Here is an 11,026-nt window from a genome sequence, read left to right as displayed (position 1 = left end):
GACCCATGACCGATATCCACGACGCCGCCTTGTTCCTCGCCCATGCCTGCGCGCTGGAGGAGGACGCCGCCACCCGCTTCTCCGACCTGTCGGAGGCGATGAAGACCTATGGCAACCAGGAGGTCGCGGCCTTCTTCGCCCAGATGGCGAAATTCTCGCGCCTGCATCTGGCCGAGGCGCGGGAACGGTCGGGCTTCCGCAAGATCCCCGATCTGGCGCCGGAAGAGTTCCAATGGCCGGACGGCGACAGCCCGGAAGCGACCTCGATGGAGGGCTCGCACTATCTGATGACGGTGGAATACGCGCTGGAGCTGGCGCTCGACAGCGAGCGGCGCGGGCAGGCCTTCTATGCCGAGGTGGCGAAGACCACCACCGACGCCGAGGTCCGCATGATGGCCGAGGAATTCGCCGCCGAGGAGGCCGAGCATGTCGCCCAGCTGGAGGTGTGGGCCAAGCGTTATCCGGCCTTGCAGGGGTGAAATACTTGCCCCTCAATCGCCGGAATCCCCCTCTCCCCCTTGGGGAGAGGGGATCTTCCAGGCGGGCCAGTCGCTTATTTCGCCAGGGCGGACCAGTCGATCTCGTACACCTTGTCGGCCGGCTGGTAGGTCTTGAAGGCGGCGATCACGTCGTCGACGCTGACGCCGCCCGGCACATTCTGGATTTCGTAGACGACCGAGCTGCCGCTGGTCGGGCCGACGTCGGCGTTGCGGTGAGCCTGCGAGACCAGCCCCTCGCCGGCCTTCTTGATCATGATGGAAGCCATGCATCCGTCTCCTGTTGCGCCTAGCCCGACGCCAAAACCATAATCAAAAAGTGGTTTAATCGGAAGGCGGAAAGAACGGGGTAGGTCCCGATTTGCCGTGGGCGCCATTTCTGTGTAGGCTCCCATCCCGACTGAACAGCCTCACAGCAGGGTTGGGCGATGAGCACCGAGATCCGCACCTTCAGCATTCCCGACGCCGCCGCCGAAGAGGCTCAGGCGCAGCTTTCCTCCTTTCTGCGGACGGTCGAGGTCCAGCGCATCGAAACCGCCTATGCCGATGGCGCGTGGCGGGTGCTGGTGCTGTTCACCGACCTTCGCCGCAAGGAGGAATCGCAGCAGATCGAGGCGGCGATCGCCGCCGCGCTGAACAGCTGGCGCGACAAGGTCGCCCTTCAGGCCAGCGTGCCGCGCGAGGCCATCCTGCCCGACGAGGTGGTGCAGGAAATCGCCCGCTTCGCCCCGACGACGGAGCATGAGCTGGCGATCATCGTCAACGCCCGCGGCCTGGCCAACTCGTCCTATGGCGGGGAGATCGTCCAGGTCGTCCGCTCGACGCTCGACCTGCTGATCGACTGATCCGCCGCCGACTCTATCCGGTTCGGCGGGGCCCTCCACAGCCAAAGACCGTGCGGCGGCTGACCTAAGCGTCGGTTGGTTCCAATCCCTCGCCATGTCAGGATCACGGCGAATCACTGGAATTGGCGGGTGAGGCGGTCGTGGCGTCAAAGGATCCTCCCGGTGGGCATGTCGCGGTGGACGCGGTGTGGATCACCGCCCCCGACTATCGGAAGATGGCCCATGAACTGGCGCGGTTGGGGGCGGAAGCTGCACAGCGCGCCCAGATGACCGGAAACCGCCGGTATGACCGGCTGGCGCATACCCTGACCGACCGGGCGGGAGAGATTCTGAATGATCTCGACCGGGCTGGAAAAGCCGGATAGGCGGCGGGACGGCCCGCCCGCGAAATCCGCAAAAGAAAACGGCGCCCGGATGGGGCGCCGTTTCCGTTTCATGGGGGCCGTTTCTTGAGGGGGGAGTCGCCTCCCCCTCTCCGCTGTCAGACCACCTTGGCGTCATGCATGGCGGCGATCTGGTCCTTGTTGTAGCCGAGCTGGGCCAGCACCTCGTCGGTGTGCTCGCCGAGCAGCGGCGAACCGGTGACCTCCACCGTCATGTCCGAGAACTTGATCGGGCTGCCGACCGTCAGGTACTTGCCGCGCACCTTGTGGTCGACCTCCACCACCGTGCCGCTGGCGCGCAGCGACGGGTCGTTGGCGATCTCCTTCATCGACAGAACCGGCGAGCACGGGATGTCGTACTTGCGCAGGATGTCGACGGCCTCGAACTTGGTCTTGTCCTTCAGCCAATCCTCGATGATCGCGAAGATGTCGAAGATCTTGTCCTGGCGCGCCTCGGCGGTGTTGTAGGCGGGATCGTCGATCCACTCCTCGCGGCCCAGCGCCTTGCAGATCGGCGCCCAGGCATGGCCCTGGATGGTGAAGTAGATGTAGGCGTTGGGATCGGTCTCCCAGCCCTTGCACTTCAGCACCCAGCCCGGCTGGCCGCCGCCGCCGGCATTGCCGCCGCGCGGAACCACGTCGGAGAACTTGCCGTGCGGGTACTGCGGGTATTCCTCCAGATAGCCGACACGGTCCAGGCGCTGCTGGTCGCGCAGCTTGACGCGGCAGAGGTTCAGCACGCTGTCCTGCATCGACACGGCGACCTTCTGGCCCTTGCCGGTCTTGGTGCGGGCCATCAGGGCGGTCAGGATGCCGATGGCCAGATGCATGCCGGTGTTGCTGTCGCCGAGCGCCGCGGCCGACACGGTCGGCGGGCCGTCCCAGAAGCCGGTGGTCGACGCCGCGCCGCCGGCGCACTGGGCGACGTTCTCATAGACCTTCAGGTCCTGGTAATGGTGGCCGTCGCTGAAGCCCTTGACAGAGGCGACGATCATGCCGGGGTTCAGCTCGCGGATCTTGTCCCAGCTGAAGCCCATGCGGTCGAGCGCGCCGGGGCCGAAATTCTCGACGAGAACGTCGGATTCCTTGATCAGGCGGGTCAGGACTTCCTTGCCCTCGGCCGTCTTGGTGTCCAGCGTCAGGGAGCGCTTGTTGCTGTTCAGCATGGTGAAATAGAGCGCGTCGGCACCCGGGATGTCGCGCAGCTGGCTGCGGGTGACGTCGCCGGCGCCCGGACGCTCGACCTTGATCACGTCCGCGCCGTACCAGGCCAGAAGCTGGGTGCAGGCGGGGCCGGCCTGCACATGGGTGAAGTCGATGATCTTGATGCCTTCGAGCGGCTTGGTCATGACTGCAAGACTCCCTTATTTCCCGTTGTTTCCGTTTGTCTCTTTGACTTGCTCTGTGGTCCGGCCTGTCACCGCCCGAAGAATGGGACGTCGGGGGCGGTGACCGGCCGGGATTCGCCGCGTGCCGCCGTCAGCCGGGTATGGCCGCTTCGAGTTCGGCGAGGCGCCGGCGTAATTTTCGCTCTTCGGTCCAGCGGGCGGTTTCGTCCCGCACCACGGCGACGATCCCGCTCACCGCACCGTCGGTCCCGCGCAACAGCGCGACGGTGAAGGCGATGGACAGGCTGTGCCCGTCCTTGTGGACCGCCGGAACCCGCAGCAGGTCATGGCCGTAGCGTGTCTCGCCGGTGGCCATGGTCTTTTCGTAGCCGTCCCAATGACGCTGGCGCTGGCGTTCCGGAATGATGATGTCGAGCGACCTGCCCATCGCCTCGGCGGCGGTGTGGCCGAACATCCGTTCGGCCGCCGCGTTCCACAGGGTGATGGCGCCGGCCGGGTCGGACACGATGACGGCATCGCCGATCACCGCCACCAGCTGCTCGCAATCCACAACCGCGGGCGTGCCCGCCGCTGCCTTCTGGTCCATGTCGATCTCCTTGGCGCCCGCCCCCTCTTGGATTGGACGCCGGGGGAGCCGGTGCGGTGGTCGCCCGCAGGCTGTGCCGCACTGACATTATCGATACGGTATACCAGATACCATTATCGAAGCAAGAGGATTTGCGAGCGTCATGAATTGTCGTGGTCTCCAACAGATTCGGCTGCCGGACGGCGGCGCCGGACGGTTGTGCGGCCGCGATTATCCGCCCTAGGGCCTGTTGACATTCATCGTGTTACCAAGACGGTAGCGACGAGGTTAATGGCAGCGGCGAAGCTTGTATCAGTTTTGTCGTATCGTGTGGCGATGCGTCGGAATTCTTTGATTTTGCAGAAGAAGTTCTCGACCAGATGGCGCCATTTGTACATCTCGGCGTCGTGGGGAATCGGGGGAGATCGGTTGGCCTTGGACGGAATGACGGCGACCGCGCCTCGCTCGGCGATCAAGATACGGATGGCGTTGCTGTCGAAGGCTTTGTCAGCCAGCAAGGCGGAGAATTCGATACCGTCCAGCACCGGTTCGACGCCGACGCTGTCATGTCGCTGGCCCGGCAGCAGGATGAAGCGCCCAAGGTTCCCCAACGCATCGACGACGGCCAGGATCTTGGTCGTCAGCCCGCCACGAGAGCGACCGATGGCCTGAGCCTGAGTCCCCCCCTTGCGCCGGTACCGTGCTGATGCACCCGGACAATCGTGCCATCAATGATCGCGTACTCGAAGTCCGCGTCGCTCGATAAAGCGGCGAAGACCTCGTCGAAGACACCGGCCTTGGCCCATCGGCGATAGCGCTGGAACACCGAGTTCCAATTGCCGAACGCTGCAGGCAAGTCCCGCCAGGGCGCTCCAACGCGGACGATCCACAGGACCGCCTCCAAAAACAGGCGATTGTCCGCTGCCGAGCGGCCAGGGTCGCCCACTTTGCCGGGAAGAAGCGGCGCTATCCGCTCCCACTGATCATCTCGCAATACAATCCGATCCAAGGCCACCTCCCTTTTGGTAGCCTTGAATCAAATTTCTACGACCACCGGAAGCCTCTTCTCAACGCGAATGTCAACAGGCCCTAGCATCGTATGCGTTGTGTCGGGAGGCCGATGCCGTTGCCGGCTCGATCCGAAAGAAAAGGGGATGGGGATGGCTGCGTTCGACAGCTATTGTGTGGCGCCGTTCAAGCAACGCCAACCGATTCAACGGCTGTTTCCAGACGATCATGAGGCGACGAAAGGAATCTGCTTCGGGCTTTGCCTGGAGTGGATCAAGCGCCATCGCGCGAACAAGGGTGAGACACCCCAGACCCGCATCGCATACATCGATCAGGACAGTACGATCCTGCATGCCAGCATCAAGCAGCGCCTTTACCGTGCCGAACTGCACTTCGACCTGGATTTGGCCTCGGAGCAGCTCGGCGCCCGTAACCAGGCCATGGGCCAGGCCGGCTTCAAGGTGGCGTCGTCGCGGACGGAATGGATGAGCGCGTCCGATCCCGACAGCGTCAAGGAGGTGACGAAAGCCATCGCCACCGCAACGGCCGGTACGCACACCTATCACCTCGTCAGCCTGCACTTCACGCAACGCGGGGCGGCGCATGCGACCTGCTGCTACAAGTCCGGCGGCAAGGCGTTCGGGCTGGGATCGCACCTGTATTTCTTCGATCCCAATTACGGCGAGTTCAAAGTCTCCGCCGGAAGCGCCGCCGACCTGTTCGCCGGACTGGTCGACCGATACCGCCATTACGAGGCGCGGGACGGGTCGACCATCGATTACCGGGTCAAGGAGTTCGTCGTTCAGAGCATCTCCTTCGCCTGAGGAAAAGACGCCGGAACGAAAAAAGGACGCCTTGCGGCGTCCTTCCGGAGGTGCCTGGGGGCCGTTTTGCGGTCCCTGGCTGATGAGGCGCGGCGGCGGGCCCCGCCACGCTCCCTTATGGCAGCGGCTTTGGCCGCATCCGCGCCAGTCGGCGCGGATGCCAGCGGTCATCATGGATGACCGCTGGCATTGTAAGGATCAGACGTCCAGCAACAGGCGGCGCGGGTCCTCGATCAGCTCCTTGATGCGGACGAGGAAGGTGACCGCCTCCTTGCCGTCGATGATGCGGTGATCGTAGGACAGCGCCAGATACATCATCGGGCGGACCTCGATCTTGCCGCCGACGACGACCGCGCGGTCCATCGTCTTGTGCATGCCGAGGATGGCCGACTGCGGCGGGTTGATGATCGGGGTCGACATCAGCGAGCCGTAGACACCACCGTTGGAGATGGTGAAGGTGCCCCCCGTCAGCTCGTCCATCGACAGCTTGCCGTCGCGGCCCTTCTTGCCGAGCGCGGCGATGGTGCCTTCCACGCCGGCGAAATCGAGCTTGTCGGCGTCGCGGACGACCGGAACGACCAGACCCTGCGGCGTGCCGACGGCGACGCCGATGTCATAGTAGTTCTTGTAGACGATGTCGGTGCCGTCGATCTCGGCGTTGACCGCCGGGATCTCCTTCAGCGCCTGGACGGCGGCCTTGACGAAGAAGGACATGAAGCCGAGCCGCACCTTGTGGCGCTTCTCGAAATAGTCCTTGTACTCGGCGCGCAGCGCGATCGCCGCCGACATGTCCACCTCGTTGAAGGTGGTCAGCATGGCGGCGCTGTTCTGCGCCTCCTTCAGACGCTCGGCGATGCGCTGGCGCAGGCGGGTCATGCGGACGCGCTCCTCCTGCGCGGCGCGGGGACGGTCGCCCTGGGTGCCGGCGGCCCACTGGACCTTCGGCGCCGGGGCCGGAGCGGCCGGCTTGGCGGCGGGAGCGGCGGCCGGGGCGGCGAGGACGTCGCCCTTGGTGATGCGGCCATCCTTGCCCGAACCGGCGATGGCGGACGTGTCGACGCCCTTCTCGTCGGCCAGCTTGCGGGCGGCCGGGCCGGAGGCGGCGATGTTGCCGGGCGCGGCGGGCGCGGCGGCCGGGGCCGGAGCCGCCGCCGCCGGGGCGGCGGCGGGAGCGGGGGCCGCCGGCACGGCACCGGCGCTGGCGCCTTCAGCGATGACGCCCAGCAGGGCGCCGACCTCGACGTTGGCCCCTTCCGGAGCGACGATCTCGGCCAGCACGCCGGCGGCCGAGGCGTTCACCTCCAGCGTGACCTTGTCGGTCTCCAGCTCGACCAGCGCCTCGTCCATGGCGACGGCCTCGCCGGCCTTCTTCAGCCAGCGGGCGACCGTCGCTTCGGAGACGGACTCACCCAGCGTGGGGACCTTGATGTCGGTAGCCATTTCTTATCCTCGTTCGTCTTCTTGTTCGCTTGGGTGATGGTCAGCGGACCGTCAGGGCTTGGTCCAGGAGCTTGGCCTGCTCCTGGTTGTGGCGCTTCAGCAGGCCGGTCGCCGGCGAGGCGGTGGCCGGGCGGCCGACATAGGCCGGGCGGCCGGCCTTGTGGCCGACATCCTTCAGCACGGCTTCCAGGCGGCGGTCGGCGAAGTGCCAGGCACCCTGGTTCTCCGGCTCCTCCTGGCACCACACCAGCTCGGCGTTCGGATATTTGGCGAATTCGGCCGCCAGGGCATCCTTGGGGAACGGATAGAGCTGTTCCAGGCGCAGGATGACCACGTCCTTGACGCCGCGGCTCATGCGCTCCTGCAGCAGGTCGTAATAGACCTTGCCGGTGCACACCACGATGCGGCGGATCTTGTCGTTGGCGGCCAGATCGTTGGCGGTCTCGCCCAGCACGCGGTGGAAGGTGCTGCCCGGACCCATCTCCGACAGGTCGGAGATGCACAGCTTGTGGCGCAGCAGCGACTTCGGCGTGAACAGGACCAGCGGCTTGCGGAAGCTGCGGCGGATCTGGCGGCGGAAGACGTGGAACAGGTTGGCCGGCGTCGTCACGTTGCAGATCTGCCAGTTGTCCTCGGCGCACATCTGCAGGAAGCGTTCCGGACGGGCCGACGAATGTTCCGGACCCTGGCCCTCATAGCCGTGCGGCAGCAGCAGCACCAGGCCGGACATGCGCAGCCACTTCGACTCGCCCGACGAGATGAACTGGTCGATGATGGTCTGCGCGGTGTTGGCGAAGTCGCCGAACTGCGCTTCCCACAGCACCAGATTGTGCGGCTCGGCCAGTGAATAGCCGTATTCGTAGCCGACGACGGCGGCTTCCGACAGCGGGCTGTCATGCACCTCGAAGGTCGCCTGATCCGCGCTGACGCGGGTCAGCGGGACGTACTTCTCTTCGGTGTTCTGGTCATACATCACCGCATGGCGGTGCGAGAAGGTGCCGCGGCCGGAATCCTGGCCCGACAGGCGGACGCCCGTGCCCTCGGCGACCAGCGTGCCATAGGCCAGCGCCTCGGCGGTCGCCCAGTCGATGCCCTCGCCGGTCTCCAGCGTCTTCTTCTTGGCTTCCAACTGGCGCGCGATCTTGGAATTGATCGCGAAGTCCTTCGGATAGTCGCAAAGCTTGAAGCCGATTTCCTTCAGCTTGTCGATGTCGACGCCGGTCTCGCCGCGGTGGGGCGAATCGGCGCCCTGCGCCTGTAGGCCGGCCCATTTGCCTTCCAGCCAGTCGGCCTTGTTCGGCTTGTAGGTGCTGGACGCCTCGAACTCGGCCTCCAGCTTCTTCATGAAGTCCTGGGTGATCTGGTCGCCCTCGGACTGGGTGATCACATTCTCCTCGACCAGCTGCCTGGCATACAGCTCGCGCGTGGTCGCGTGGGCGCGGATCTTCTTGTACATCAGCGGCTGGGTGAAGCCCGGCTCGTCGCCCTCGTTGTGGCCGTGGCGGCGGTAGCACACCATGTCGATCACGACGTCCCGCTTGAACTTCTGGCGGAACTCGATGGCGATGCGGCTGACATGGACGACGGCTTCGGGATCGTCGCCGTTCACGTGGAAGATCGGCGCCTGCACCATCTTGGCCATGTCGGAGCAATACACGCCCGACCGCGAATAGGTCGGGTTGGTGGTGAAGCCGATCTGGTTGTTGATGATGAAGTGCATGGTGCCGCCGGTGCGGTAGCCGCGCAGCTCCGACAGGCCGAGCGTCTCGGCGACGATGCCCTGGCCGGCGAAGGCGGCGTCGCCATGGATCAGCAGGCCCATCACCTGCTCGCGATCCAGGTCGCGGCGCTGCTGCTGCTTGGCGCGCACCTTGCCCAGCACGACCGGGTTGACCCATTCCAGGTGGGACGGGTTGGCGGTCAGCGACAGGTGGACGATGTTGCCGTTGAAGTCGCGGTCGGACGAGGTGCCGAGATGGTACTTCACGTCGCCGGAGCCCTGGACGTCCTCGGGGCTCGACGGGTTGCCCTGGAATTCCGAGAAGACGGCGGAGAAGGGCTTGCCCATGAAGTTGGTCAGCACGTTCAGACGGCCGCGGTGGGCCATGCCGACCACCACTTCCTTGAGACCGAGCTGGCCGCCGCGCTTCAGGATCTGCTCCAGCGCCGGGATCATCGTCTCGCCGCCCTCAAGGCCGAAGCGCTTGGTGCCGGTGTATTTCAGCTGGAGGAACTTCTCGAAACCCTCGGCCGCGGTCAGGCGCTCCAGGATGGCGCGCTTGCCGTTCACCGTGAAGTCGGTGTGGTTGCGGCCGCCCTCGATGCGCTCCTGGATCCAGGCCTTCTCTTCCGGGTCCTGGATATGCATGAACTCGACGCCGATCGTCCCGCAATAGGTCTTGACCAGGATGTCGAGGATCTGGCGCAGCGTCGCCGTCTCCAGGCCGAGCGAATAGTTCAGGAAGATCGGACGGTCGAGATCGTCCGGGCCGAAGCCGTAGGTCGCCGGATCCAGTTCCGGGTGCGGCTCGCGCTTTTCCAGTTTCAGCGGGTCGAAATGCGCGTTCATGTGGCCGCGCACGCGGTAGACGCGGATCAGCATCAGGGCGCGGATGCTGTCCAGCGTGGCGGCGCGGAGCTGCTGGTGGCTGATGCCGCCATAGACCTGCTGGGTGTGGGCCAGCATGGCGCCGTTGCCGGGGCCGTTCAGCGCGGCGGCGGCACCGTTGCCGGCGCCGTTGGCGGCGCCGACGATGAAGCTCTCGGCGACGGGATCGCGCTTGGCCTTGGGGTCCTCCAGATCGGACACGGTCCAGGACGCGCCGCGCAGCTCGTCCAGGACGGCGCGCGAATCCTCGTCCAGATCCTGGAAGAAACTGTTCCAGCTGGAATCGACAGCGGCCGGGTTGGACAGGTAGCTGGCGTAGAGTTCGGCGACGTAACCGGCGTTCGAGCCGAAGAGGAACGAGGTCTGTTCCAGATTTGCCGACATGGTTTCACCTCGGGCCGTACGCCCGGGTCCCTGTGGGAGATGGTTTTGAGGCGGAAGGGAACGGGGGATCGTTGGCTCCCCATGTGCCAACGCCGGCAGGATGGGCGCCGACGCTTGCATATGGGTCTCCAGGACCGTCCGTCCAGAGGGGCGGCGGGCGGGGCGCGGCCGCGTCCCGCCCGTTCTCCTCTTTTCTCAAAGGCAGCCGGCCGCGGGCGTCACGGGTGACGCGACGCCCGCCAGCGATCAGCCCTTGAACACCTTCAGCATGGTGGAGCCCAGGCTGGCGGGGCTGTCGGCGACGGCGATGCCGACCGACTTCATGAAGTCGATCTTGAAGTCGGCGGTGTCGTTGCCGCCGGAGATGACGGCACCGGCATGGCCCATGCGGCGGCCCGGAGGCGCCGTGCGGCCGGCGATGAAGCCGACGACCGGCTTCCTCGTGCCCGACGCCTTGATGAACTCCGCGCCCTTGACCTCGGCGTCACCGCCGATCTCGCCGATCATGATGATGCCCTCGGTCTCCGGGTCCTTCACGAACAGCTCCAGGCTGTCGACGAAGTTGGTGCCGTTGACCGGGTCGCCGCCGATGCCGATGCAGGTGGTCTGGCCGAGACCGGCCGCCGTGGTCTGCGCGACGGCCTCATAGGTCAGCGTGCCGGAGCGCGAGACGATGCCGATCTTGCCACGCTTGTGGATGTGGCCCGGCATGATGCCGATCTTGCACTCGTCCGGCGTGATGACGCCGGGGCAGTTCGGGCCGATCAGGCGCGTGGCGGAGCCGTTGAGGGCGCGCTTGACGCGGACCATGTCGAGCACCGGGATGCCTTCGGTGATGCAGACCACCAGCGGGATCTCGGCGTCGATCGCCTCCAGGATCGCGTCGGCCGCGAAGGGCGGCGGCACATAGATCACCGAGGCGTTGGCCCCGGTCTTCTCGACCGCCTCGGCGACGGTGTCGAAGATCGGCAGGTCAAGATGCTTGGCGCCGCCCTTGCCGGGGGTCACGCCGCCGACCATCTTGGTGCCGTAGGCGATGGCCTGCTCGGAGTGGAAGGTGCCCTGGGCTCCGGTGAAGCCCTGGCAGATCACCTTCGTGTTCTTATCGACGAGAACAGCCATT

The 11,026-nt window shown here is 65.7% G+C and carries 10 protein-coding genes and 1 pseudogene; 4 read left to right on the top strand and 7 right to left on the bottom strand.

Annotation, left to right across the window (positions count from 1 at the left end; all coding sequences use genetic code 11):
• Positions 1–5: 5 nt before the first annotated feature.
• Positions 6–479 carry a ferritin-like domain-containing protein gene (locus AZL_RS13805; RefSeq protein WP_042443185.1) on the top strand — a complete coding sequence of 158 codons (474 nt, stop codon included), beginning with the start codon at positions 6–8 and terminating at the stop codon, positions 477–479.
• A 74-nt stretch (positions 480–553) separates the two neighbouring features.
• On the opposite strand, the gene AZL_RS13800 is transcribed toward AZL_RS13805, so the two are convergent.
• Positions 554–766 (bottom strand): hypothetical protein, encoded by a 213-nt coding sequence (locus tag AZL_RS13800; protein WP_042443184.1) that lies wholly within the window; start codon positions 764–766, stop codon positions 554–556.
• Between the two features lie 159 nt (positions 767–925).
• Between AZL_RS13800 and AZL_RS13795 the strand changes: the two genes are divergently transcribed.
• Both AZL_RS13795 and AZL_RS13790 read left to right on the top strand, forming a co-directional pair.
• Positions 926–1,342: an HRDC domain-containing protein gene (locus AZL_RS13795; RefSeq protein ID WP_012975143.1), complete on the top strand. Its 417-nt coding sequence runs from the start codon at positions 926–928 to the stop codon at positions 1,340–1,342.
• Between the two features lie 140 nt (positions 1,343–1,482).
• Entirely contained in the window at positions 1,483–1,707 is a 225-nt protein-coding gene (locus AZL_RS13790; RefSeq protein ID WP_012975142.1) for a hypothetical protein, read from the top strand.
• A gap of 116 nt (positions 1,708–1,823) precedes the next feature.
• Here the strand turns inward: AZL_RS13790 and frc are convergent, their stop codons facing one another.
• From frc to AZL_RS34245, 3 genes and pseudogenes are all read right to left on the bottom strand, one after another.
• Positions 1,824–3,074, bottom strand: coding sequence for a formyl-CoA transferase (gene frc, locus AZL_RS13785; RefSeq protein ID WP_012975141.1), 1,251 nt, complete (start codon positions 3,072–3,074; stop codon positions 1,824–1,826).
• Positions 3,075–3,204: 130 nt separating this feature from the next.
• Positions 3,205–3,660, bottom strand: a complete 456-nt coding sequence (locus AZL_RS13780; RefSeq protein WP_012975140.1) for a PAS domain-containing protein — start codon at positions 3,658–3,660, stop codon at positions 3,205–3,207.
• A 236-nt stretch (positions 3,661–3,896) separates the two neighbouring features.
• Positions 3,897–4,585, bottom strand: a pseudogene (locus tag AZL_RS34245) (IS5 family transposase).
• 214 nt (positions 4,586–4,799) lie between these two features.
• Here AZL_RS34245 and AZL_RS13765 point away from each other — a divergent pair.
• Positions 4,800–5,471, top strand: a complete 672-nt coding sequence (locus tag AZL_RS13765; protein WP_158305979.1) for a YopT-type cysteine protease domain-containing protein — start codon at positions 4,800–4,802, stop codon at positions 5,469–5,471.
• Between the two features lie 198 nt (positions 5,472–5,669).
• On the opposite strand, the gene odhB is transcribed toward AZL_RS13765, so the two are convergent.
• The 3 genes from odhB to sucD form a co-directional block, all read right to left on the bottom strand.
• Positions 5,670–6,911: a 2-oxoglutarate dehydrogenase complex dihydrolipoyllysine-residue succinyltransferase gene (gene odhB / locus AZL_RS13760; protein WP_012975138.1), complete on the bottom strand. Its 1,242-nt coding sequence runs from the start codon at positions 6,909–6,911 to the stop codon at positions 5,670–5,672.
• A gap of 40 nt (positions 6,912–6,951) precedes the next feature.
• Positions 6,952–9,903 (bottom strand): 2-oxoglutarate dehydrogenase E1 component, encoded by a 2,952-nt coding sequence (locus AZL_RS13755; RefSeq protein WP_012975137.1) that lies wholly within the window; start codon positions 9,901–9,903, stop codon positions 6,952–6,954.
• Positions 9,904–10,149: 246 nt separating this feature from the next.
• On the bottom strand, positions 10,150–11,025 hold the full coding sequence (sucD, locus tag AZL_RS13750) for a succinate--CoA ligase subunit alpha (protein ID WP_012975136.1): 876 nt from the start codon (positions 11,023–11,025) through the stop codon (positions 10,150–10,152).
• Position 11,026: the final 1 nt, after the last annotated feature.

The organism is Azospirillum sp. B510 (assembly GCF_000010725.1).
Classification (GTDB): domain Bacteria; phylum Pseudomonadota; class Alphaproteobacteria; order Azospirillales; family Azospirillaceae; genus Azospirillum; species Azospirillum lipoferum_B.
The sequence above is the reverse complement of the archived record's forward strand: the minus strand, read 5'-3'. Positions and strand labels throughout refer to the sequence as shown.

Excerpts from the sequence above, each read along its gene's own strand:
- frc (WP_012975141.1), bottom strand. The coding sequence starts at position 3,074 with ATGACCAAGCCGCTCGAAGGCATCAAGATCATCGACTTCACCCATGTG.
- AZL_RS13805 (WP_042443185.1), top strand. The coding sequence starts at position 6 with ATGACCGATATCCACGACGCCGCCTTGTTCCTCGCCCATGCCTGCGCG.
- AZL_RS13765 (WP_158305979.1), top strand. The coding sequence starts at position 4,800 with ATGGCTGCGTTCGACAGCTATTGTGTGGCGCCGTTCAAGCAACGCCAA.
- AZL_RS13800 (WP_042443184.1), bottom strand. The coding sequence starts at position 766 with ATGGCTTCCATCATGATCAAGAAGGCCGGCGAGGGGCTGGTCTCGCAG.
- AZL_RS13795 (WP_012975143.1), top strand. The coding sequence starts at position 926 with ATGAGCACCGAGATCCGCACCTTCAGCATTCCCGACGCCGCCGCCGAA.
- odhB (WP_012975138.1), bottom strand. The coding sequence starts at position 6,911 with ATGGCTACCGACATCAAGGTCCCCACGCTGGGTGAGTCCGTCTCCGAA.
- sucD (WP_012975136.1), bottom strand. The coding sequence starts at position 11,025 with ATGGCTGTTCTCGTCGATAAGAACACGAAGGTGATCTGCCAGGGCTTC.
- AZL_RS13755 (WP_012975137.1), bottom strand. The coding sequence starts at position 9,903 with ATGTCGGCAAATCTGGAACAGACCTCGTTCCTCTTCGGCTCGAACGCC.
- AZL_RS13780 (WP_012975140.1), bottom strand. The coding sequence starts at position 3,660 with ATGGACCAGAAGGCAGCGGCGGGCACGCCCGCGGTTGTGGATTGCGAG.